General features: G+C 69.3%; 18 protein-coding genes and 3 pseudogenes. 10 read left to right on the forward strand and 11 right to left on the reverse strand.

Annotation, left to right across the window (positions count from 1 at the left end):
• The first annotated feature begins 70 nt into the window (after positions 1 to 70).
• Positions 71 to 445 carry a hypothetical protein gene (locus F1642_RS11030; protein ID WP_045981077.1) on the forward strand — a complete coding sequence of 125 codons (375 nt, stop codon included), beginning with the start codon at positions 71 to 73 and terminating at the stop codon, positions 443 to 445.
• 3 nt (positions 446 to 448) lie between these two features.
• Here the strand turns inward: F1642_RS11030 and plsY are convergent, their stop codons facing one another.
• From plsY to F1642_RS11045, 3 genes and pseudogenes are all read right to left on the reverse strand, one after another.
• A complete protein-coding gene (plsY, locus tag F1642_RS11035; protein ID WP_194886270.1) occupies positions 449 to 1,009 on the reverse strand; it encodes a glycerol-3-phosphate 1-O-acyltransferase PlsY in 561 nt (186 codons plus the stop codon).
• 12 nt (positions 1,010 to 1,021) lie between these two features.
• Positions 1,022 to 2,301 (reverse strand): annotated as a pseudogene (gene pyrC / locus F1642_RS11040) (dihydroorotase).
• Positions 2,301 to 3,260: an aspartate carbamoyltransferase catalytic subunit gene (locus tag F1642_RS11045; protein ID WP_045981080.1), complete on the reverse strand. Its 960-nt coding sequence runs from the start codon at positions 3,258 to 3,260 to the stop codon at positions 2,301 to 2,303. The pseudogene pyrC and the gene F1642_RS11045 overlap by 1 nt, the downstream one beginning before the upstream one ends.
• 170 nt (positions 3,261 to 3,430) lie before the next feature.
• Here F1642_RS11045 and F1642_RS11050 point away from each other — a divergent pair.
• The 3 genes and pseudogenes from F1642_RS11050 to F1642_RS11060 all read left to right on the forward strand — a co-directional run bounded on the left by F1642_RS11050 (position 3,431) and on the right by F1642_RS11060 (position 6,169).
• Positions 3,431 to 4,803: pseudogene (locus F1642_RS11050) on the forward strand (MATE family efflux transporter).
• A 25-nt stretch (positions 4,804 to 4,828) separates the two neighbouring features.
• On the forward strand, positions 4,829 to 5,065 hold the full coding sequence (locus F1642_RS11055; protein ID WP_045981082.1) for an Lrp/AsnC ligand binding domain-containing protein: 237 nt from the start codon (positions 4,829 to 4,831) through the stop codon (positions 5,063 to 5,065).
• Positions 5,065 to 6,169 (forward strand): annotated as a pseudogene (locus F1642_RS11060) (pyridoxal phosphate-dependent aminotransferase). Before F1642_RS11055 ends, F1642_RS11060 begins: the two are co-directional and overlap by 1 nt.
• On the opposite strand, the gene F1642_RS11065 reads toward F1642_RS11060, so the two are convergent.
• From F1642_RS11065 to F1642_RS11080, 4 genes are all read right to left on the reverse strand, one after another.
• Positions 6,156 to 6,479 carry a DnaJ family domain-containing protein gene (locus F1642_RS11065; RefSeq protein WP_045981084.1) on the reverse strand — a complete coding sequence of 108 codons (324 nt, stop codon included), beginning with the start codon at positions 6,477 to 6,479 and terminating at the stop codon, positions 6,156 to 6,158. The pseudogene F1642_RS11060 and the gene F1642_RS11065 sit on opposite strands and share 14 nt — an antisense overlap.
• 78 nt (positions 6,480 to 6,557) lie before the next feature.
• Positions 6,558 to 9,419: a valine--tRNA ligase gene (locus tag F1642_RS11070; protein WP_194886227.1), complete on the reverse strand. Its 2,862-nt coding sequence runs from the start codon at positions 9,417 to 9,419 to the stop codon at positions 6,558 to 6,560.
• Positions 9,420 to 9,521: 102 nt separating this feature from the next.
• Positions 9,522 to 9,872 (reverse strand): DUF1428 domain-containing protein, encoded by a 351-nt coding sequence (locus F1642_RS11075; protein ID WP_194886228.1) that lies wholly within the window; start codon positions 9,870 to 9,872, stop codon positions 9,522 to 9,524.
• 68 nt (positions 9,873 to 9,940) lie between these two features.
• On the reverse strand, positions 9,941 to 10,372 hold the full coding sequence (locus F1642_RS11080; protein WP_045981087.1) for an Lrp/AsnC family transcriptional regulator: 432 nt from the start codon (positions 10,370 to 10,372) through the stop codon (positions 9,941 to 9,943).
• 165 nt (positions 10,373 to 10,537) lie between these two features.
• On the opposite strand from F1642_RS11080, the gene F1642_RS11085 reads away from it, so the two are divergent.
• Together F1642_RS11085 and F1642_RS11090 are read left to right on the forward strand one after the other, a co-directional pair.
• Positions 10,538 to 11,692: a type III PLP-dependent enzyme gene (locus F1642_RS11085; protein WP_045981088.1), complete on the forward strand. Its 1,155-nt coding sequence runs from the start codon at positions 10,538 to 10,540 to the stop codon at positions 11,690 to 11,692.
• Positions 11,693 to 11,727: 35 nt separating this feature from the next.
• Positions 11,728 to 12,804: a DUF2235 domain-containing protein gene (locus F1642_RS11090; RefSeq protein ID WP_194886229.1), complete on the forward strand. Its 1,077-nt coding sequence runs from the start codon at positions 11,728 to 11,730 to the stop codon at positions 12,802 to 12,804.
• 7 nt (positions 12,805 to 12,811) lie between these two features.
• Here F1642_RS11090 and metF read toward each other — a convergent pair whose 3' ends face one another.
• The gene (gene metF / locus F1642_RS11095) at positions 12,812 to 13,684 is read right to left on the reverse strand and encodes a methylenetetrahydrofolate reductase [NAD(P)H] (RefSeq protein WP_194886230.1); all 873 of its coding nucleotides are present in this window, start codon (positions 13,682 to 13,684) and stop codon (positions 12,812 to 12,814) included.
• A 92-nt stretch (positions 13,685 to 13,776) separates the two neighbouring features.
• Here metF and F1642_RS11100 point away from each other — a divergent pair, with 92 nt between their 5' ends.
• From F1642_RS11100 to F1642_RS11110, 3 genes are all read left to right on the forward strand, one after another.
• Entirely contained in the window at positions 13,777 to 14,691 is a 915-nt protein-coding gene (locus F1642_RS11100) for a LysR family transcriptional regulator (RefSeq protein WP_045981090.1), read from the forward strand.
• Between the two features lie 73 nt (positions 14,692 to 14,764).
• On the forward strand, positions 14,765 to 15,553 hold the full coding sequence (locus F1642_RS11105; RefSeq protein WP_194886231.1) for an inositol monophosphatase family protein: 789 nt from the start codon (positions 14,765 to 14,767) through the stop codon (positions 15,551 to 15,553).
• 99 nt (positions 15,554 to 15,652) lie between these two features.
• On the forward strand, positions 15,653 to 16,606 hold the full coding sequence (locus F1642_RS11110; RefSeq protein WP_084697205.1) for a DMT family transporter: 954 nt from the start codon (positions 15,653 to 15,655) through the stop codon (positions 16,604 to 16,606).
• Here F1642_RS11110 and F1642_RS11115 read toward each other — a convergent pair.
• Positions 16,572 to 18,635, reverse strand: coding sequence for a lytic transglycosylase domain-containing protein (locus F1642_RS11115; protein WP_194886232.1), 2,064 nt, complete (start codon positions 18,633 to 18,635; stop codon positions 16,572 to 16,574). The genes F1642_RS11110 and F1642_RS11115 overlap by 35 nt on opposite strands.
• A 123-nt stretch (positions 18,636 to 18,758) precedes the next feature.
• Here F1642_RS11115 and dapA point away from each other — a divergent pair, with 123 nt between their 5' ends.
• On the forward strand, positions 18,759 to 19,634 hold the full coding sequence (dapA, locus tag F1642_RS11120) for a 4-hydroxy-tetrahydrodipicolinate synthase (RefSeq protein ID WP_194886233.1): 876 nt from the start codon (positions 18,759 to 18,761) through the stop codon (positions 19,632 to 19,634).
• Positions 19,635 to 19,698: 64 nt separating this feature from the next.
• On the opposite strand, the gene F1642_RS11125 is transcribed toward dapA, so the two are convergent.
• The gene (locus F1642_RS11125) at positions 19,699 to 20,898 is read right to left on the reverse strand and encodes a UbiH/UbiF family hydroxylase (protein WP_194886234.1); all 1,200 of its coding nucleotides are present in this window, start codon (positions 20,896 to 20,898) and stop codon (positions 19,699 to 19,701) included.
• Between the two features lie 71 nt (positions 20,899 to 20,969).
• Complete coding sequence (locus F1642_RS11130) at positions 20,970 to 21,632, reverse strand: pyrimidine 5'-nucleotidase (RefSeq protein ID WP_194886235.1); 663 nt, start codon at positions 21,630 to 21,632, stop codon at positions 20,970 to 20,972.
• Positions 21,633 to 21,646: the final 14 nt, after the last annotated feature.

Genomic DNA, 21,646 nt, shown 5'->3' on the forward strand with positions numbered 1-21,646 from the left:
CCCGTCCGCGATGTCTTGATCTGCGGCGCCGGTGGTGGCACCCCGGCGAAAAAAGATGCGGGGGCATGCGATGCGCGGTGATGTGATGCAATGGGTCGGCCGGTTGGTGGCCGCGGTCTTTGGGCTGGGGGTGCTGGCGCTGCTGGCGGCGGTCGTGCTGCTGATCCGGCAGGCCGAAGGGGTGCCGCCCTGGCCGATCCTTCTGGGGCTGGTGGGTCTGGTCGCGCTGATCCTGCTGGCGGGGGCCTGCCTTGCACTGATCTCGATCGCGGTGTCGGCGCGGCGGGGTGTCGATGCGCTGCAGCGGTTGGGTGGCACGCTGCCCGTCGCCGCCGTCGAACCCGAGGCCGCCCCGCCGATGCAGGGGCCGTTCACCCCAACCGGTCTGGCCGCCGCGCCCGTGCGCGCCGTGCGTCCGGGACGCGGCCTGGTCGCCAAGCGCTGAGCGTTACTTGCGGCCGATCCGGGGTTCGGTACCGGCCAGAAGGCGGCTGATATTGGCATGGTGCCGGATGAAGATCAGCACCGCCATGAAGGCCGCGACCGCCGCGATGTCGGTCCGCCCCAGGCCCCAGGCAAAGACCGGGGCCAGCGCGGCCGCCAGAAGCGCGCTGAGGCTGCTGATCCGGGTGATTGCGGCGGTCAGCGCCCAGGTCGCGCAGGCGATCAGGCCCAAAGGCCAGTTCAGCGCGATCACCGTCCCGAGGAACGTGGCGACGCCCTTGCCGCCCTTGAAGCGCAGCCAGATGGGGAAGCAATGGCCTAGGAAGGCCGCGCCGCCGGCCAGGATCGCGGCGGTTTCTCCGGCGAAATGGCGGGCCAGCATGACCGCGATGGCGCCCTTGCCCGAATCCAGCAGCAGCGTGGCCAGCGCGGCGCCCTTGTTGCCCGTCCGCAGCACGTTGGTCGCGCCGATGTTGCCGGAGCCGATCTGGCGCAGATCGCCCAGGCCCAGGGCGCGCGTGATGACCAGGCCGAAGGGGACAGAGCCCAGAAGATAGCCGAAGATCGCCCCAGAGGATCATGCGTGTTCTCCGAAGACGGGGGTGCCCGCGACCCAGGTGCCCAGGACGCGGCCCTGCATGCGTGCGCCGTCGAAGGGAGTGTTCTTCGATTTGGACAAAAGCGCGAAGCGGTCCAGAACGAAGGGCGCGTCGGGGTCAAACAGCACCAGATCGGCGAGGGCGCCGTCGGACAGGCGACCCGCCGAGAGGCCCAGCCTGCGCGCCGGGTTCAGCGCCATGGCGCGGAACAGCTGGGGCAGGGTCAGGCCGCCCTGGTGATACAGGCGCAGGGCCGCGGGCAGCAGGGTCTGCAGGCCCACGGCGCCGGGGGCCGCGGCCTCGAAGGGCAGGCGTTTCGATTCCTCGTCCTGGGGCGTGTGAAAGCTGGCGATGGTGTCGATCAGGCCCTGGGCCACGGCATCGACCATGGACAGACGGTCATCCTCGGACCGCAGGGGGGGCGTGAAGCGGAAGAAGGTCCGGTAATCGCCCACGTCGAACTCGTTCAGAGTCAGGTGGTGAATCGAGATCCCCGCCGTCACGTCCAGCCCTGCATCGCGTGCCCGCGCCAGGGCCGGCAGGCTGGCGGCCACGGTGATCTGGTCGGCGTGATAGCGCCCGCGCGTCATCGCGACCAGGGCCAGGTCGCGGTCCAAGCCCATCACCTCGGCCATGGGGGACACGGCGGGGATGCCATAGAGGGAGGCGAACTTGCCGCTGGTGGCCGCAGCCCCCGCCGACAGGGACGGGTCCTGCGGATGGCCCACGATCAGCGCGTCCAAACCGCGCGCATAGGTCATGCAGCGGCCCAAGAGCTTGGTGTCGCGCACCACCCGCACGCCGTCGGTGAAGGCCACCGCGCCCAGATCGGTCAGGAACCCGATTTCGGTCATCTCGCGGCCTTCGCGGGCCTTGGTCAGGGCGGCCATGTGGCGGATGTGGACGGGCGCATCGCTGGCGCGGCGGGCGACGAATTCCAGCGCCTCGGGCGTGTCGATGGGGGCGTGGTGTCGGGGCGCGCGATGATCGTGGTGACGCCGCCCGCCGCAGCGGCACGGCCCGCGCTGCGGAAGCTTTCCTTGTGGCGTTCGCCCGGCTCGCCGATCTTGACGCCCCAGTCGATCAGGCCGGGCGCCAGCGCGCGGCCGCGACAGTCGATGACGGAGGCGCCTTCGGGGGCGGCTTCCTCGGGCGCGCCGCGTCCGGCGATGCGACCGTCGGTGACGCGCAGGCTGCCGATGTCGTCGGTCTGGGCCTCGGGGTCGATCAGGCGGGCGTTGCGGAAGATCAGGTCCATCACGATTCTCCGGCGGCGGCGCGGCCACGGCTGGCGCGCAGGTTGCGGGCCAGCAGGTCCAGGGCGGCCATGCGGACGGCGACGCCCATCTCGACCTGGTCCTGGATGACGCTGCGGTTGATGTCGTCGGCGATGGTGCCGTCGATCTCGACGCCCCGGTTCATGGGACCCGGATGCATGACGATCGCGTCGGGCGCGGCCAGGGCCAGCTTTTCCGCATCCAGCCCGAAGCGGTGGAAATATTCGCGCTCGGACGGGATGAAGCCGCCATCCATCCGCTCTTTCTGCAGGCGCAGCATCATGACGACGTCGGCGCCGCGCAGCCCCTCGCGCATGTCCTCGTACAGTTCGACCCCCATGTCCGCCACGCCGGCGGGCATCAGCGTCGCGGGACCGATCAGGCGGATGCGGTTCTCCATCTTGCCCAGCAGGATCAGGTTCGACCGGGCCACGCGGCTGTGGGCGATGTCGCCGCAGATGGCGATGGTCAGGCGCTGCAGCCGCCCCTTGGCGCGGCGGATGGTCAGCGCGTCCAGCAGGGCCTGGGTCGGATGCTCGTGCCGCCCGTCGCCCGCGTTGATGACCGCGCAGTTCACCTTTTCCGCCAGCAGGTTCACCGCGCCGGAATGCGGGTGGCGCACCACTAGCAGGTCGGGCTGCATCGCGTTCAGCGTCAGCGCCGTGTCGATCAGCGTCTCGCCCTTCTTCACCGACGACTGCGCCACGGCCATGTTCATCACGTCCGCGCCCAACCGCTTGCCTGCCAGTTCGAAGCTGGCTTGGGTGCGGGTCGAGTTCTCGAAAAACATGTTGATCTGGGTCATGCCGGCCAGCGCATCGGAATGCTTGACCGTGCGACGGTTCAGGCTGACGTAATCCTCGGACAGATCCAACAGCGACACGATCTCGTCGGGCTTGAGATGGTCGATGCCCAGAAGATGGCGGGCGCGAAAGCTCATCGGGGGCCTCCTGGGGTCGGTGTTCGCGCGATCTATCGCAGATGGGGGCAGGGGCGGCAAGCCGCGCGGACCCGCCCCGCCGCCGCCTTTCCGCCGATGCGGCGCGAAATGTTGCAGGGCGTGCAATGCCGCCCCTTGCCGCATTTTGCGGCTGCGGATATGGCAGGACGATGCACAGCCGATACCGCCCCCATGTTCTTGCGACCCTGTCGTTGGGCCTGCCGCTGATCGGCAGCCACCTGGCGCGCATGGCCATCGGCGTGGGCGACACGGTCATGGTCGGCTGGTACGGGGTCGAGCCGCTGGCCGCCCTGGTCATCGCGACCAGCTTCTTCCACATCCTATTCTTTCTGGGCATGGGCTTCGGCATCGGCGTGCTGGGCCTGATCGCCGCCCATGTCGCCGCCGGCCGAGAGACCGAGGTCCGCCGCGGGGCCCGGATGGCGCTGTGGCTGTCGGCCGGCTATGCCCTGGCCGTGATGCCGCTGATGTGGTGGTCCGAACCGATCCTGCAGGCCCTGGGCCAGACCGACACGGTCAGCGCGCTGGCGCAGGATTACCTGCGCATCGCGGGCTGGGGCCTGGCGGTGGTCCTGGGCCAGCTGACCCTGTCATCCTATCTAGCCGCGCTGGAGCGGACGCAGGTCGTCATGTGGGTCACCCTGGCCGGGCTGCCGCTGAACCTGGCGCTGAACTGGGTGCTGATCTTCGGCAACCTGGGCGCGCCCGAACTGGCGTGCGCGGCGCCGCCATCGCCAGCGTCACCGTCCAGGTGGTCCAGCTGCTGGCCCTGATCGCCTATGCGGGCTGGGTGCCCGTCGCGCGCAAGTACAACCTGTTCCAGCGCTTCTGGCGCCCCGACTGGCAGGCCATGCGCCAGATCGCGCGGATCGGCTGGCCCATCGGCCTGACCATGGTGGCCGAGGGCGGGCTGTTCGTCGCCTCGAACATCATGATGGGCTGGATCGGGACGCCCCAGCTGGCCGCCCACGGCATCGCGCTGCAGATCACCTCGATCACTTTCATGGCGCATCTGGGGCTGTCCAACGCCGCGACCGTCCGGGTGGGCCAGGCCAAGGGCCGCGGTGATCGCGCCTGGATGCGCGATGCGGCGGTCACGGTCGTGTGGATGTCGCTGGCCTTTGCCGCCGTGGCCATCATGCTGTACCTGCTGTTCGCCGAACAGCTGGTGCGGCTGTATCTGGACCCGACCGATCCGCAGGCCCCACAGATCGTGGCGCTTGGTGCGATGCTGCTGATGTATGCCGCGCTGTTCCAGCTGACCGATGCGTTCCAGGTGATCGCCCTGGGCTTCCTGCGCGGGGTCCAGGACACGCAGGTGCCGATGTGGATCGCGGGCTTCAGCTATTGGGTCGTGGGCATGCCGGTGGCCTGGGCGCTGGCCTTTCCCCTGGGCTTCGGCCCCGCGGGCCTGTGGCTGGGCCTGTGCGTCGGGTTGACCTTTGCCGCGGTGCTGCTGATGCGGCGGTTCTGGCGCGGCCACGCGCGCGGGGACTGGACCCGCGCCGCGGCCACGGTCTAACCTGCCCCCAAACAGGAGCTTTTTCATGCGCGCCGTCTTCGTCCAGTTCCGCTGCGAGCCCGGCAGGACCTATCAGGTCGCCGAGGCCATCTACGACCGCGAGGTCGTCAGCGAGCTTTACTCCACCTCCGGCGATTTCGACCTGATCGCCAAGGTCTACATCCCCGAGGACCAGGATGTCGGCCGCTTCCTGTCGGACCGGCTGTTCGACATCCCCCATATCAGCCGCACCCTGACCACCATGACCTTTCGCGCGTTCTGATGCCGCCCTTCGCACCCCTGGTGGCGGGCCTGCCCGCGACCGTGCCCTTTGTCGGCCCCGAAACCCTGGAACGCCGCCGCGGCATGCCCTTCGCCGCCCGCCTTGGCGCGAACGAGAGCGCGTTCGGACCCAGCCCGCTGGCCGCCCGCGCCATGCGCGAGGCCGTGGGCCAGGTCTGGAAATACGGCGACGCGCCCAGCTTTGATCTGTCCCACGCGCTGGCGGCCCATCACCGCACCACCCCGGACAGCATCATGGTCGGAGAGGGCATCGACGGCCTGCTGGGCAACCTGGTGCGGATGATGGTCGCGCCGGGCGATGCGGTGGTCACCTCGGACGGGGCCTATCCCACCTTCAACTATCACGTCGCGGGCTTTTGGCGGGGTGCTGCACAAGGTCCCCTATCGCGACGACTCCGAAGATCCCGACGCCCTGGTCGCGCGCGCCCATGCCACCGGCGCGCGGCTGCTTTATCTGGCCAATCCCGACAATCCGATGGGCACCTGGCACGACGGCACGGTGATCGCGGCGATGCTGGACCGGCTGCCGGCCGACTGCCTGCTGGTGCTGGACCAGGCTTATGCGGAATTCGCGCCGGCCTCGGCCATTCCCGACATCGCGGCGGACGATCCGCGGGTGATCCGCATGCGCACCTTCTCCAAGGCCTATGGCCTGGCCGGGGCGCGCATCGGCTATGCGATCGGCGCGCCGGACCTGATCGCGGGCTTTGACCGGGTGCGCAATCATTTCGGGGTGAACCGCATCGCCCAGGCCGGGGCGCTGGCCGCGCTGGCCGACCAGGGCTGGCTGGCCCATGTCGTGGCCGAGGTTCAGGCCGCCCGGCTGCGCATCGCCGATATCGGCGCCGCCAGCGGCCTGACCGCGCTGCCCTCGGCCACGAATTTCGTGGCGCTGGACACCCATCGCGATGGCGACTTTGCCCGCGCCCTGATCGCCGCGCTGGAGCGCGAGGGCGTGTTCGCCCGCATGCCGGGTGTCGCCCCCCTGGACCGCTGCATCCGCATCAGCGCCGCACCGATCCACGAACTGGACGTGTTCGAGGACGCGCTGCCCCGCGCGCTGGCCGCCCTCAGTCCCGCATGAAGCGGCGGCGGGCCTCTTCGGCGATGGCCTGACGCATCTGCAGCCGCGCGATCTCGGCCAGCAGGGCCGCGCGTTCGGGGCCCTCGGGCATGTCGGACAGGCGGGCCCGCGCGGCGATCACCTGCTTCTTCAGCACGATCTCGGGCGGCAGCACCCCGGCCTGCGCCATGATCCGGAACCCCGCCGCCGTGGAATCCGTCTCGATGGGCCGGTCGGGCAGGGGCCTGCCCTCGCCCTCAATCCCCGTCAGCTTGCCCTCGGCGCGGGCCTTCAGCATCATCCGTTCGGCGATCCGCTCCAGCCAGCCCATCCGCGCCTCCCCTGCGCCTCTCTCTTGCCGAAAGACCCTTGGCCCGGCCAACCCGAGGGGGCAGGCCGGGCCGCAGGCTTACATCGCCGCCAACTGCGCCAGCGCGGCCTGCAAGCGGGCGATGTCGTCCTCCAGCGCGGCCAGCTTGCCGGTGGTCTCCTCGATCACCTCGGCATCGGCATTCTCGACGAACTTGGGGTTCGACAGGCGCTTGGACAGACCGTCGGCATCCTTGCGCAGCTTGGCCTCCGCCTTCTGCAGGCGCGCGGTCTCGGCCGCCACGTCGATCACGTCGCCGATGGGCAGTGCAAAGCTGGCCCCCTGCACCGACACGGCGATCATCCCCTTGCCGGCAACCCCGTCGGCGGCCGGGTTCACCCGCGCCAGCCGCTCGATCAGCGGACCGTTGGCGGCCAGTGCCGCGCGGGCGGCCGCGTCCGCCTCGGTCACGACCAGGTCCAGCTTGGCGCCCGCCGGCACGCCCATCTGGGCGCGGGCGGACCGTACGCCTTCGATCAGCGCGATGACCCAGTTCATCTGCCGGTCGGCCTCTGCGTCGATCAGGCCCGCGTCCAGTTCCGGCCAGTCGCCATGGACCAGCATGCGGTCGCGGTCCCCGGTCAGCGCCCACAGCTCCTCGGTGACGAAGGGCATGATCGGGTGCAGCATAGCAAAGCACTGGTCCAGCACCCAGCCCATCGTGGCCCGCGTCTCCTCGGCGTGATCGCCGTCGAACAGCGGCTTGGCGAATTCCACGTACCAGTCGCAGACCTTGCCCCAGACAAAGGCGTAAAGCCCCGTCGCCGCATCGTTGAAGCGATAGGCGGCCAGCGCCTCATCCGTCGCCATCAGGATGCGCGCGGTCTCTCCGATGATCCAGCGGTTCACGGTATGGCTGGGCTGCGGACGCGCCCCCCCGCCCCACACGCCGTTCATTTCCGCGAACCGGGTGGCGTTCCAGATCTTGGTGACGAAGTTGCGGTTCACCTCGACATGCTTGGGCCCCAGCTTGGGGTCGCGGCCCATCGCCGCCATGCTGGTCAGCGTGAAGCGCAGCGCATCCGCGCCATAGGCATCGACCAGCGTCAGCGGGTCGATGACGTTGCCCTTGGACTTGGACATCTTGGCGCCCTTCTCGTCGCGCACCAGCCCGTGGACATAGACGGTCTTGAACGGCACATCGCCCACGACCTCCAGCTGCATCATCATCATCCGCGCGACCCAGAAGAAGATGATGTCGAAGCCCGTGACCAGCACGTCGGTCGGGAAATACTTCTTCAGCTCCTCGGTCGGCTCGGGCCAGCCAAGCGTCCCGATGGGCCACAGGCCTGAACTGAACCAAGTGTCCAGCACGTCCGGGTCGCGGGTCAGTGTCTTGCCGGGCGCCATGGCCTGCGCTTCGGCCTCGGAGGGGGCACAGTACTGGTTGCCCTCAGCGTCGTACCAGACCGGGATCTGGTGGCCCCACCACAGCTGGCGGCTGATGGTCCAGGGTTCGATGTTCTCAAGCCAGTTGAAATAGACCTTCTTGTGCTGCTCGGGCAGGATCTCCGTGCGGCCCGACCGCACGGCCTCCAGCGCGGGTTCGACGATGCGCTTGGTGTCCACGAACCACTGGTCGGTTAGCATCGGCTCGATCACGACGCCGGACCGGTCGCCAAAGGGCTGCATGATCGGCTTGGCGTCGATCACGGGGCGGCGCTCCAGATGCTCGGCGCCGGTTTCGGGCTCGATCTCGCGGTGCAGATAGGTGACGGCCAGGCCCTCGGCGGTGATCGCATCGATCACGCGCTTGCGGGCGTCCAACCGGTCCAGGCCGCGCAGGTCGTCGGGCACCAGGTTCACGGCGGTGACGTCGCCCACATCCTCGCCCGCGGCGGCGCGGGAGGCGATGGCGGCGCTGTCGGCATAGGACAGCCCGTCGGCGCGCATCGCGCCCTTGCCGTCCATCAGCGCATAGAGCGGGATGCCGTTGCGCATCGCCACGCCATAGTCGTTGAAATCATGCGCGCCGGTGATCTTGACCGCGCCGGACCCGAAATCGGGGTCGGGGTATTCGTCGGTGATGATCGGGATCAGGCGGCGGTGTTCCTTGGGGCCGACCGGGATCTCGACCAGCTTGCCGACGATGGGGGCATAGCGCGCGTCCGACGGATGCACGGCAACCGCGCCGTCGCCCAGCATGGTCTCGGGGCGGGTCGTGGCGATGCTGATGTAATCGCGCGTCTCGCGCAGGGTCACGCGGCCGTCTTCGTCGCGTTCCACGTATTCATAGGTCTCGCCACCGGCCAGCGGGTACTTGAAGTGCCACATGTGGCCCGGAACCTCGCGGTTCTCGACCTCCAGGTCGCTGATCGCGGTCTCGAAATGCGGGTCCCAGTTCACCAGCCGCTTGCCACGATAGATGATGCCCTTGTTGTAGAGATCCACGAAGACCCGGATCACCGCGTCATGGAAATTGCCCTCCTCGCCCGCGGGCGCGCCGGGGGCCCCGGACATGGTGAAGGCATTGCGCGACCAGTCCGCACTGGCGCCAAGGCGCTTCAGCTGGTTGATGATCGTGTCGCCGGATTCCCGCTTCCAATCCCAGATCTTGGCGGTAAAGGCGTCGCGCCCGATCTCGCGCCGGCCGGGTTCGCCCCGTTCGGCCATGCGGCGTTCGACGACCATCTGGGTGGCGATGCCCGCATGGTCCTGACCCGGCTGCCACAGCGTGTCAAAGCCCCGCATCCGGTGCCAGCGGACCAGGATGTCCTGCAGCGTGTTGTTCAGCGCATGGCCGATATGCAGGCTGCCGGTGACGTTGGGGGGCGGGATCATCACGGTGAAGGTTTCCGACCGCCGGGCATTGGCCCCGGCGGCAAAGGCGTTCCGGCGTTCCCATTCGGCCGCGATCCGGGCCTCGGCATCCGCCGCGTCAAAGCTTTTGTCCATCGTCATCGCATCACCCCATCTGTTGCAGCGGGATTAGCGAATGCGGGGCCAAAGGCCAAGCCCGTCGGCACCGGGCATGTCATCCGGGGCGGTTCGCGGCCGGGCCCGTCAGCGCAGGTCCACGATGGGGGCAAAGCCGCCCCAGAACATGCGCGCCCCGTCAAAGGGCATGTCGGCCATGTCGGGGTGGTCCTCTGTCATCATCGCGGCCCATGCGGCATCCGCGGTGGCGCGGTCGGGCCATTCGATCCAGGACAGCACAGGCACCTCGTCGCCGGTGGCCTCGGTCGCGCGATAGAAATCGGTGCGCTTGCCGTGGGGCACGTCCTCGCCCCAGCATTCGACCAGGCGCAGCGCGCCGTGACGCTTGAACGCCGGCCAGGCCCTGGTCGCGTGATCGGCATAGTCGTCGCGCTTGTCCGCGGGCACGGCCAGCACGAAGCCGGAATAATAGCTCATCGCATCCTCCCTTGCGTCGGTGGGCACAGTGTCCGCCCGCAGGGGATTCGAGGCAACAGGCGTCGCGCCTAGACGGCGCGATCCAGCTTGGTCGCCAGGTGGATCAGGCTTTCGGACGACCGCACGCCCTCGATCCCGCCGATGCGGTCCAGCGTCTCGTCCAGTTCGGTCGTCGAGGATGTGGCCAGCTGCAGCAGCAGGTCGACCCGGCCGCTGGTGGTGTGCACACGCTCGACCTGGGGCAGGGACTTGAGCCGCGACAGCACGCCGGGCTGGGCGCGGGGCTCGATGCCCAGCAGGACGGTGGCGCGGATGCGGGCGCCGCGCGCGGCCTCTCCCAGGCGCAGCGTGTATCCGGCGATGGCGCCGGTGCTCTCCAGCCGCTCCAGCCGGGCCTGCACGGTCGAGCGCGCGACGCGCAGGCGGCGGGCCAGCACCGCCACCGACATGCGCGCGTCGCCCGACAGCTGTGCCAGAATGTTGCGATCCAGATCGTCCAAAGCCGCGCCTGCCTGCCTGTTTCGTCAAAATGACATGAACTGCGTCATAATAACCGGGATGACATGCGATTCTAGCCTTTTCATCGGTGAAATCGGAACTCAAAAGCGCCATTCCGGGTTGCAGGACCGCAACCCATCATCCAGCCTCGTGCGAAAGGAACCGCAATGGGACAACAGAAGACCGTCTGGGAAAATCCGGCCGAGGTCATCCGACATCTGGCCCCGGAACATCCGGTCATGGTCTTCGCGCCGACAGTCTTGCAGGACCGTGCGCGGCAATTCATCGACGGCTTTCCGGGGCTGGTGACCTATGCGGTCAAGTCCAACCCCGACGAGGCCGTGATCCAGAACCTTGTCGCCGCTGGCATCCGCGGTTTCGACGTGGCCTCGCCCTTCGAGATCGACCTGATCGGCCGCATGGCGCCGCATGCCGCGCGCCATTACCACAATCCCGTCCGCGCCCGGTCCGAGATCGCGCACGGCGTGTCCCAGAACATCCGCGCCTGGTCCGTGGACAGCCGGTCCGAACTGGACAAGCTGTTCGATCAGGTGCCGACCCAGGTCGATGGCAAGGGGGTCGAGATATCGCCCCGCTTCAAGCTGCCGGTGCTGGGCGCGGCCTATGACTTCGGCTCCAAGTTCGGTGCATCGCCCGAACTGGCGGCCGAGCTGCTGGCAGAGGTCGCGCGCCGTGGATACGTCCCGTCGCTGACCTTCCATCCGGGCACGCAATGCACCGACCCGATCGCATGGGAAAGCTATATCCGCGTGTCCAAGGACATCTGCGACATGGCTGGCGTGCGCGCGGTGCGCCTGAACGTGGGCGGCGGTTTCCCCTCGCACCGCGTCGTGGGCGTCGAGCCCGACCTGACCTCGATCTTCCAGGAGATCGCCGACACCGTGACCGAGATGTTCGGCGCCGACGCGCCCGACCTGGTCTGCGAACCGGGACGCGGCATCGTGGCTGATGCCTATGCGCTGATCACCCGGGTCAAGGGCGTGCGCGACGGCGGCCACGTATTCCTGAACGACGGCGTCTATGGCGGCCTGGCCGAGCTGCCGATCATCGGCAACATCGACCGCATCGAGGTCCTGACCCCCAAGGGCACACCGCGCGAGGGCGAGGCCGGAGGCCGCGTCATCTTTGGCCCGACCTGCGATTCGGTCGACCGCCTGCCGGGTGAACTGGCCCTGCCCGACACGATCCAGGAAGGCGATTTCGTGATCTTCCACGGCGCGGGCGCCTATTCCACGGTCACGAACACGCGATTCAACGGTTTCGGCGCGATGACCAACGCGACCGTGATGCGGCTGTCGTAACGGTTTGCTCATGCCCCCATGCTACGCTTGGGGGCATGAGCGTGACCAGACCACCCACCATCCATGTCGTGCTGATGGACGGCACCTTCGCGTCGCTGGCCGATGGCAGGCGCAGTTCCATCGGCCGCATCCACCGCCTGCTGACGGGCCAGCTGGGCGCCCTGCCGCCCGGACGCATCCGTGTCCATTACGGCATGGGACAGCAATGGACCCGCTGGCGCACGCTGCCCGACCTAGTCATGGGCCGCATCCTGGAAACCCGCATCACCGATGCCTATGGCTGGCTGGCCAGCGGCTATCGCCCCGGCGACCGGATCTTCATGCTGGGTTATTCCCGCGGGGCCTTCGCGATCCGCAGCCTGGCGGGGATGATCAGCCGCGTGGGCCTGCTGCAGGCGCAGGCGGCGACCGAACGCCACATCCGGCTGGCCTGGCGCTATTACCACCAGGGGGGCACGCCGCAGGCGATGGCCGCGTTCCGGCGCAGGCGCTGTCACGCGCAGGCACCGATCCGCATGGTCGGCTGTTTCGACACCGTGATGGCCCTGGGCCTGCGCCTGCCGGTGCTGTGGATGCTGACGGAGCCGCGGTTCCGTTTTCACGACGCGCATCTGGGGCAGGGGATCGAGCACGGGTTCCAGGCCCTGGCCCTGGATGAGACCCGCGCCGCCTTTGCGCCGCTGCTGTGGGACGATGCCCATGCGGCGGGCCGGATCGAACAGATGTGGTTTCGCGGCGCGCATCCCGACATCGGCGGACAGCTGTCCGGGTTCGAGATGTCGCGGCCCCTGGCGAACATCCCGCTGGTCTGGATGCTGGACCGGGCCGAACAGGTCGGCCTGCCGTTGCCGCCCGGATGGCGGGGGCTGTTTCCGGGAGATGCCGCGGCGCCGTCGATCGGGTCGTGGCGCAATTGGGGCAAGGCGTTCCTGGCGCGCACGCCCCGCCTTGCCGGCCGCTACATGACCGAGGCGCTGCATCCGACGGTGCCAAGACCCGTTGCCGGCCCGGCCCGCCTGACCGGACACCTGGCCGCGCATCGCCTGCCGCGTCGCAGATCGCCCGCCACCATCGCCGCGCGCTGGCGCCGTCCGCCCGTCGATCCCGCCTAAGGGGTGGTCAGGCCACGGCCTCCAGCCCGGCCTTGGGGCGCACGCCCAGGGCGGCGCAGACGTCGCGGGTCAGTTCGGGACGGTTCAGCGTATAGAAATGCAGCTGGTCCACGCCGCCCGCGATCAGCTTTTCGCACAGGTCTACCGACAGGTCGGTCGCAAGCGCACGCTGTGCGTCGGGGCCGTCCAGGGCCGCAAGCTGGAACGCCTCCTCGGCCCAGTCCGGGACGGTGGTGTTGCAGGTCGCGGCGAACCGCTTGGTCCCGGCCCAGCTTTGGACCGGCAACAGGCCGGGGATGATCGGCGCGTCGATGCCGGCCGCGACGCATTTGTCGCGAAAGCGGAAAAAGGTTTCAGGTTCGAAGAAGAACTGCGTGATGGCGCTGGTGGCACCGGCCTCGATCTTGCGCTTCAGCCAGGTCACGTCGGCATCGCCATCGGCGCTGTCCGGGTGCGGTTCGGGATAGGCGCCGCAGCGGATGGTCATGTCGCCGCGCGCGGCGATCGCCTCGATCAGTTCGACCGAGTTGGCGAAACCGTCGTCATGCGGGGTGAAGCGGTCGGCCCCCTTGGGCGCATCGCCGCGCAGCGCCACGATCTGGGTGATTCCGGCATCGGCATAGGACTGCACGATCTCCATCGTCTCGGCGCGGGTGGCCTCGACGCAGGTAAGATGCGCCGCGACGTGCAACCCGAATTGGCGGTTGATCGTGGTCACGGCCTCATGGGTCAGCTTGCGGGTCGTGCCGCCGGCGCCATAGGTGACCGACACGAAATCGGGGGCCAGCGGGGCCAGCACCTTGGCGGTCTCCCACAGCTTGAACGAGGCTTCCAGCGTCTTGGGCGGGAAGAACTCAAAGCTGACGTTCGGCGTGGTCATGGCGAATCCCTTCGTGTTGGCGGCTCTTGTGCCATGAGGCGCGGCGTGAGACAAATTCATAATCTTCAACATCAACGTGAGGGCGTTTCATCATGCATCTGGAACTGCGCCATCTGCGCACCGTGCATGCGATCCACGAACAGGGCGGCCTGGCCCGCGCCGCCGAGGTGCTGAACATCACGCAGAGCGCGCTGTCCCACCAGGTCAAGGCGCTGGAGGAGCAGTCGGGTGCCCAGTTGTTCGTGCGTCGCGCCAAGCCCATGCGCCTGTCTGCCGCGGGCATGCGCCTGCTGCGCCTAGCCGAACAGGTCCTGCCCCTGGTCGAGGCGACCGAGGCAGAGTTCAAGGGCGTCGAGGCCGGGCGCATCGGCCGGCTGCACATCGCGATGGAATGCCACGCCTGCTTTGACTGGCTGCTGCCGGTCTTGGACATCTTTCGCCGCGCCTGGCCCGACGTGGACGTGGACATCCGCCAGCGCCTGGCCTTTGGCGCGCTGCCCGCGCTGGTGCGCGAGGAGGTGGACCTGGTGATCTCCTCGGACCCCGAGGATCTGGCGGGCGTCACCTTTCAGCCGCTGTTCGACTATGCGCCGACCCTGGTCGTGCCGGCGGGACATCCGCTGGCGGCCAAGGGCCATGCCGATCCCGCCGATCTGGCCGCCGAAACGCTGATCACCTATCCGATGGACCGCGCACGGCTGGACGTGTTCAGCCAGTTCCTGACGCCCGCGAACATCGAACCCGCGCGCCAGCGCACGGTCGAACTGACCGCGGTGGCGCTGATGCTGGTGGCATCGGGGCGGGGCGTCGCGGTCATGCCGGACTGGGTCCTGCGGCGCGAGGCTGCGAACCCGGAACTGGTGCTGCTGCCGCTGGGGCCGCAGGGGATCCGCCGCCGTCTGTACGCGGCGGTGCGGTCGGACGACCTGTCGCAGCCCTACATGGCGCATGTGCTGCGCCTGTCGCGCACCGAACCCCTGCGGATGCTGCGCGGCCCGTCCAGCTAGGCCGGCGCGTGATGCTTGGCATTCCGCCGCGTCTGCCCTATGACGCGGCCAACCCCAATTCCCGGAGCACCCGATGGCAAGCGCCAATCTGAACGTGATGATCAAGGCCGCCCGCAAGGCGGGTCGCGCCCTCGTCAAGGATTTCCGCGAGGTCGAGAACCTTCAGGTCAGCGTCAAGGGCGCCGGCGATTTCGTCACCCGCGCCGACCGCGAGGCCGAACGCCTGATCAAGGAAGAGCTGACGACCGCCCGCCCCAGCTATGGCTGGCTGGGCGAGGAGACCGGCAAGACCGAGGGCGACGACCCCACCCGCCGCTGGATCGTGGACCCGCTGGACGGAACGACGAACTTTCTGCACGGCCTGCCGCACTGGGCCGTCTCCATCGCGCTGGAGCACAAGAAGGAGATCGTCGCCGCGGTCATCTTCGACGCCGCCAAGGACGAGATGTTCGTGGCCGAAAAGGGCACCGGCGCCTATATGAACGATCAGCGCCTGCGCGTGTCGGGCCGCACCAAGCTGTCCGAATCGGTGTTCTCGACCGGGATCCCGCATGCCGGGACCGGCCCGCTGCCCGCGATGATCCAGGATCTGGCCCAGCTGATGCCCGTCTGTGCGGGCGTGCGCGGTTTCGGGTCCGCGGCGCTGAACCTCGCCTATGTCGCCGGCGGCCGATTCGACGGCTATTGGGAACGCGGCACGAAATCCTGGGACGTGGCCGCGGGCATCCTGATGGTGCGCGAGGCCGGCGGCTTCGTCCACGGCATCCGCGAGGGCGACGATCCGCTGGAATCGGGTCGCCTCATCGCGGCGAACCCCACCCTGCTGGACCCCTTCGCCAAGATCATCCGCGCCCGCGACTAGGCTGCAACAGGTCAGGGTTGCAGACCGTGCAACCCTGACCCTCGCTTGACCTTGCGGAATGGCGGGCGCAACAGGGGACAACCCTGAAGGCGCCCGCTTATGTCCGACGACCGACCGACCCAGCCCTATGCCGCATCCGCCGCCGTCGCGGCGCCGCCACCGGTTCCGCCGCAGGGGCAGGCCCCCATGCGCGACCGCACCGGTCTTGCCATCGCCATGATGTGCGCGGTCAGCCTGATCTTCGCCTTCCAGGACGTGTTCTCTCGCATCCTGGGCGGGGGCTATCCGCCGGTGCTGATCGTGATGATCCGGTACTGGGTCTTTGCGCTGTTCGTGATCGCGTTGGTCGCGCGCCAGCCGGGCGGGTTGAAACGCGCCATCCGCACGAAACGCCCCCTGACCCAGATCGCCCGCGGCGTGATCCTGGCGCTGGAGGTGCTGATCATGGTCGAGGCCTTCGTCCGTCTGGGCCTGATCGAGACCCATGCGGTCTTTTCCGTCTATCCGCTGCTGGTCGCGGCCCTGTCCGGGCCGGTCCTGGGCGAGGCGGTCGGCTGGCGGCGCTGGACCGCCATTGCGGTGGGCTTTGCCGGGATCATCGTGATCCTGAACCCCGGCGGCGGGGTCATCAGCATGGCGGCGCTGCTGCCCTTTGCGGCCGCGCTGATGTTCGCGCTGTACGGCCTGCTGACGCGGCATGTGTCGCGCGACGATCCGGCGATGGTCAGCTTTTTCTGGACCGGGGTGTCAGGGGCGGTGGCCATGACGCTGGTGGGCATCTGGGACTGGCAGTGGCTGGCGCCGATGGACTGGGTCTGGATGGCCTGCCTGTGCGTCTGCGGCATGACCTCGCATTACCTTATGATCCGCAGCTATGAGCTGGCCGAGGCGTCGGCCCTGCAGCCCTTCGGCTATACGCAGCTGGTCTGGGTCAGCATCCTGGGGGTGGTCCTGTTCAACGAGTCGCTGCGCGCCAACGTCGTGATCGGGGCCGCGATCGTCGTCGCGGCCAGCCTGTTCACTCTGTGGCGACAGCGGATGCGGTCGCGCTGAACCAGCCTTCGGGCAGGCGCGGACCGATGAAGGGTTTGGGCCGCGGCTTGGCCGACAGGGCCAGCGTCAGCCGCGCCGGCGGGGGCGGCACCGCACCGCCGCCCGACAGGTCCCACCGGGTGACGACCGGCGCGGGCGTGCCATGGATGCGCGCACGATAGATCGGCAGCGCCTCGGCCACGCGCATGACGTAATTGCGCGTCTCGTCGAAGGGGATCAGCTCGACCCAGTCCACGGGATCGGCATCGCGGCGCAGGTCGCCGAAATCGTTCAGCCAACGCGCGGACCGCCCCGGCCCGGCATTGTAGCCCGCCGCGATCAGCGCCACGGACGGGCCGAACCGGTCGGCCAGGTCGATCAGGTATTGCGACCCGATCCGCGCGTTGTAGCTGGCATCGCTGGACAGGCGCGCCAGGTCATAGGGCATGCCGATCTGGCGCGTGACCTGTTCGGCGGTGCCGGGCATCACCTGCATCAGCCCCTGCGCGCCGACCGGGCTGGAGGCGGTGTGATTGAATTCGGATTCCTGGCGCGCGATGGCCATGACCAGTTCCGCCGGCGGGCCCAGATCCTCGCGCTCCAGCCCGGTCAGGGGGAAATGCGCGACGGGCCAGATCACGCCCTGGTTCGCCGACTGCTTGGCCAGGCGCAGCCCGTGCCAGGGGGTCCCGGCCTCGTACATCAGGCGCGACATGCGGGCGATGTCGTCGGGGGCCGCGGTTTCCGCCAGGTGCAGCAGAAAGCGCTGCGCGTCGTCGCGCCGTCCGCTGGCGACCAGCCACAGGCCTGCGCGAAAGATCGGATTCTCGCGCAGCGCGCTGCCGCGCCAGTCGGGCAGGGTGTCGATGGCCGCGTCGGCCACGGCGTAATCGGCGGGCAGGGTGCGGCCGACCTTCTCCATCGCCAGCTGACCGTAATAGGTGCCGGGCAGGTCGGCTGCGGCGCCAAAAGCCCCGCGTGCGGCGGCATCGTCGCCCAAGGCCTCATGCGCGCGACCCTGCCAGTAGAAGGCGCGCGACTTGCTGATCGCGGCGCCGACGACGGTTTCCAGATGGTCGAAATGCGTCAGCGCGCGGGCCGCATCGCCGGTCTTCAGCGCGGCAAAGCCCGCCAGCCACTCCAGATCGGCGTAATGGCGGTTGTCGGGCGTCAGGAAATGCGGCGTGGCCAGGCGCAGCGCGCGGTCCCAGTCGCCGTTCCGCATGGCCAGCCGCGTGTAATCCACCCGCATCGACGCCCATCGCGCCGGAACGCGCAGCGCCTCCGCGCTGGTCGAGGATACCAGCAGCAGGGCCTGGGCGCCCTCATGCTGCTTTGCGCCCACGCGCCAGTCGAAGCGGTCCATCGCCAGGCCCGGATCGGCGCGCAGGTCGGCAGGCAGCGCCAGGATCAGGTCGTCGACGCCGGCACGGCCCGCCTGCACGGCGATCCGGGCGCGGGGCAGGGGGCGGTCGGCCTCGGGCAGGCGGGACAGCAGGCGTTCGGCCTGTGCCCATTCCCCCGCATCCAGCATCGCGGTGATGCGCGCGGGGATCCGCGGCAGCAGTTCGGGAAAGGCGGCCAGCAGGGCGGCCTCGTCCTCGGCCGGCAGGGGTTGCGTGGTGAAGAAGGCCTGGCGGGTCCGGGCGGCATCGGCGTCGGGCAGGATCGCGGTCAGCGCGTTCAGGCCGGCGCGCGTGGTGGGGCTGCGGCCGTCGAACCACAGGCGGATGTCGTCGGGATCGGCGCCAGGGCGCAGCCGCGCCTCTCCGCGCTGGATCAGCAGGTCGAGGCCGGGCCAGTCGGGATGGTTGCGCAGAAAGCCCGCGTAATCGGCGAAATCGCCGTGGCCTGCGCGCAGGGCGTGCCAGCCGATTAGCGCCTCTCCCAGGGGGCCTGCGGCGCGGGCGGCGTCGCGTGCGGTCACCCAGTCCTGGACCTGGGTCGCGGCCAGGGCCAGCGCCATCGCGCCCGGATCCTCGGCCCGTGCGGGCAGGGCCAGGGACAGGGCCAGAAGGCCCGCCATCGTCATGTCACGCAGAAGTCGCATCACCACCCTGTGTCACCGTCAAACGCCCCGCGTGCAATTCACAACCTTGGCAAGTTCGCGGCCCTTGGTTAGGGATGGCCGCGCAATTGCCTGCTTTCACCAAGGATCATCATGGAGCGTGTCATGTTCAAAGGGTCGATGCCAGCCCTGGTCACGCCGTTCACCCCGGACGGCGAGCTGGATCTGGACACGCTGAAGAAGCTGGTCGAATGGCATATCGAGCAGGGCAGCCACGCCATCGTGCCCGTGGGCACCACCGGCGAAAGTCCCACCCTGACCCATGACGAGCATCGCACCGTCATCGAGGAGGTGGTGCGTGCGGTGAACGGTCGCATCCCGGTCATCGCGGGCGCCGGGTCGAATTCCACGCGCGAGGGCATCGGCCTGCTGCAGCACGCGGCCAGCGTGGGCGCGGATGCGGGTCTGGTCGTCACGCCCTATTACAACAAGCCGACGCAGGCGGGGCTGATCGCGCATTACACCGCGCTGACCGAGGCCTGCAATCTGCCGATCATCATCTACAACATCCCCGGGCGGTCGGTCGTCGACATGATGCCCGAGACGATGGGCGTCCTGGCGAAGATCCCGTCGATCATCGGGGTCAAGGACGCGACCGGCAAGCTGGAGCGCGTCAGCTGCCAGCGCATGACCTGCGGGGCGGATTTCATCCAGCTGTCCGGAGAGGATGCGACGGCCCTGGGCTTCAACGCGCATGGCGGGGTGGGCTGCATCAGCGTGACCGCGAACGTCGCCCCGCACCTGTGCGCGCAGTTCCAGGAGGCCACGCTGCGCGGCGATTACGCGGCGGCGCTGGAGATCCAGGACCGGCTGATGCCGCTGCATCTGGCGATCTTCGTCGAGCCGGGGCTGGTGGGCGCGAAATACGCGATGTCGCGCCTGGGCCTGTGCCACGAGCGGGTGCGCCTGCCGCTGACGCCGCTGACCGAACCGACTCTCCATCTGATCGACGCGGCGCTGGAGCATGCGGGCCTGATCTGAGTGCGTCCCGCGACGGCGGGGGGCCAGCCCCCCGCACCCCCCGGTGTCGCGCGGTGCCGGTGTCTTAGCTGAGACCCAGGCCGGCCCGCATCATCATCCGGCGCACGGGTGCGATTCCGTACAACCCGCCCAGAGCCGCGGCGCGCAGGTCGCGCAGCGGGCGCAGCTGCGCTTGGCTGGCGCGATTCAGGGCGTCGATGGCCAGGATGCGTGCATAGGCGTCCGGGCGGCGCGTTCGGTTGTAGCGGGCAAGGCTGTCGGCGCTGCCCGGGTCGGCGCGGCTGAGCTCCAGCAGCGCCGAGAGGTCGGCCAGGCTCATGTTCAGGCCCTGCGCGCCGATGGGGGGCAGGACATGCGCGGCCTCGGCGATCAGCGCGGTGCGGGGGCCGGCGAAGCGGTCGGCGATCTGGCTGACGATCGGCCAGGCGGTCAGGGGGGTCGCCTGGCGCAGGTGGCCCAGCACCCCGGCGGAGCGGTCGTTCAGCGCGGCTTCGAAGCCTGGGGCGGGCAGGGCCAGCAGCGCGTCGATGGCGGCGGCGTCGTCCATCCAGACCACGGCCGAACCAGGCTGTCCGTCGCGGTCGGGCAGGGGGACCAGCGTGAAGGGCCCGCCGGAGCGGTGCACCTCGGTCGAGACGTTGTGGTGGGGCTGTTCATGCGTCACGGCAAAGGCCAGCGCCTTTTGCCCATAGCGCCAGGTGCGCGTGCCGATGCCCAGGGCGCCCCGGACCGCGGAATCGCGGCCGTCCGCGCCGATCAGCAGGCGGGCGCGCAGGCGGCGGCCGTCGGTCAGGGTCACGACCGCACCTTCGGATCGGGGCAGGACCGTCGCCGTGCCGGTGCCGTGGATCACCCGGACCGAGGGCAGGGCGCGGGTGCGGGCCATCAGCTCGCGCCGCATCAGCCAGTTGGGCAGGTTCCAGCCAAAGGGCTGGTCGCCGATCTCGGCCGCGTCGAAGTCGCGGGTCAGGCGCGGCGTGGCGGTGGCGCCCCCGGCATCGACGATGCGCATGACCTGCAACGCGGTCGCATGGGGGGCGAGGTGTTCCCACAGCCCGATGCGTTCGAAGAGCGCGACGGAGGGCATCAGGAAGGCGGTCGAGCGCAGGTCGGCCCCTGCCGCGTCCTCCTCGGTCACCGGGGGGGCGGGATCGACGCAGAGGACCGAGAACCCCTCGGCCCCGAAGGCGCAGGCGGCGATCAGCCCGGCCAGTCCGCCGCCCGAGATCAGGATGTCGATGTCGTCGATGCGCGTGTCGGTCATGGCAGGCCCCTTCGGTTCCAGGTCAGACTGCCCCGCCGCGCGGGCGGGGGAAAGGGGCGGCGCTGTCGCAGTCAGACCAGCGCGCGCAGAAAGCCGGTCAGGTCATGGGTGCGGTGCTGGACATGCGGGCCGACCCCCCCGGTCAGCGCGTCGGGCCCGTGGCGACCGTCGCCCACCAGCACGGTGCGCATCCCCAGGTCGTGCGGGACGATCAGGTTGCGCGGGTCATCCTCGAAGAACGCGGCCCGCTTGGGGTCGATGCCGGACGCGGCCAGGATCGGCGCATAGGCGCGCGGGTCGGGCTTGGGGTGAAAGCCCGCCTGTTCGATGCCATAGACGGCGTCGAACAGGTCCTCGGGCAGGGCGCGGGCGGCCAGCACGCGGCGGGCATAACCCGCGTCGCCATTGGTGTGGATGATCCGCCGCCCCGGCAGGGCCGCGATGGCCGCGGCCAGGTCCGGGTCGGGGGTCAGCACCGAAAAGTCGATGTCGTGCACGTCGGCCAGATAGGCCGCGGGATCGACCTGATGTTCGGCCATCAGCCCGGCCAGCGTGGTGCCGTGCAGCCGCCAGTAATCCGCGCGCAGGCGGTTCGCATGATCCTGCGGCACGTCCAGCGCGCGCATCATCCAGGCGGTCATCCGCACCTCGATCTGCGCGAAAAGCTGCGCCTCGGGCGGGTAGAGGGTGTTGTCCAGATCGAAGATCCAGGCGGTGACATGCGAAAAATCCATGGCAGAGGCATAGC

It is taken from the genome of Paracoccus sp. NBH48 (genome assembly GCF_015390265.1).
Classification (GTDB): Bacteria; Pseudomonadota; Alphaproteobacteria; order Rhodobacterales; family Rhodobacteraceae; genus Paracoccus; species Paracoccus marcusii.

Excerpts from the sequence above, each read along its gene's own strand:
- F1642_RS11030 (WP_045981077.1), top strand. The coding sequence starts at position 71 with ATGCGCGGTGATGTGATGCAATGGGTCGGCCGGTTGGTGGCCGCGGTC.
- F1642_RS11045 (WP_045981080.1), bottom strand. The coding sequence starts at position 3,260 with ATGAGCTTTCGCGCCCGCCATCTTCTGGGCATCGACCATCTCAAGCCC.
- F1642_RS11055 (WP_045981082.1), top strand. The coding sequence starts at position 4,829 with ATGCGCGCCGTCTTCGTCCAGTTCCGCTGCGAGCCCGGCAGGACCTAT.
- F1642_RS11065 (WP_045981084.1), bottom strand. The coding sequence starts at position 6,479 with ATGGGCTGGCTGGAGCGGATCGCCGAACGGATGATGCTGAAGGCCCGC.
- F1642_RS11070 (WP_194886227.1), bottom strand. The coding sequence starts at position 9,419 with ATGACGATGGACAAAAGCTTTGACGCGGCGGATGCCGAGGCCCGGATC.
- F1642_RS11075 (WP_194886228.1), bottom strand. The coding sequence starts at position 9,872 with ATGAGCTATTATTCCGGCTTCGTGCTGGCCGTGCCCGCGGACAAGCGC.
- F1642_RS11085 (WP_045981088.1), top strand. The coding sequence starts at position 10,538 with ATGGGACAACAGAAGACCGTCTGGGAAAATCCGGCCGAGGTCATCCGA.
- F1642_RS11090 (WP_194886229.1), top strand. The coding sequence starts at position 11,728 with ATGAGCGTGACCAGACCACCCACCATCCATGTCGTGCTGATGGACGGC.
- metF (WP_194886230.1), bottom strand. The coding sequence starts at position 13,684 with ATGACCACGCCGAACGTCAGCTTTGAGTTCTTCCCGCCCAAGACGCTG.
- F1642_RS11100 (WP_045981090.1), top strand. The coding sequence starts at position 13,777 with ATGCATCTGGAACTGCGCCATCTGCGCACCGTGCATGCGATCCACGAA.
- F1642_RS11105 (WP_194886231.1), top strand. The coding sequence starts at position 14,765 with ATGGCAAGCGCCAATCTGAACGTGATGATCAAGGCCGCCCGCAAGGCG.
- F1642_RS11110 (WP_084697205.1), top strand. The coding sequence starts at position 15,653 with ATGTCCGACGACCGACCGACCCAGCCCTATGCCGCATCCGCCGCCGTC.
- F1642_RS11115 (WP_194886232.1), bottom strand. The coding sequence starts at position 18,635 with ATGCGACTTCTGCGTGACATGACGATGGCGGGCCTTCTGGCCCTGTCC.
- dapA (WP_194886233.1), top strand. The coding sequence starts at position 18,759 with ATGTTCAAAGGGTCGATGCCAGCCCTGGTCACGCCGTTCACCCCGGAC.
- F1642_RS11125 (WP_194886234.1), bottom strand. The coding sequence starts at position 20,898 with ATGACCGACACGCGCATCGACGACATCGACATCCTGATCTCGGGCGGC.
- F1642_RS11130 (WP_194886235.1), bottom strand. The coding sequence starts at position 21,632 with ATGGATTTTTCGCATGTCACCGCCTGGATCTTCGATCTGGACAACACC.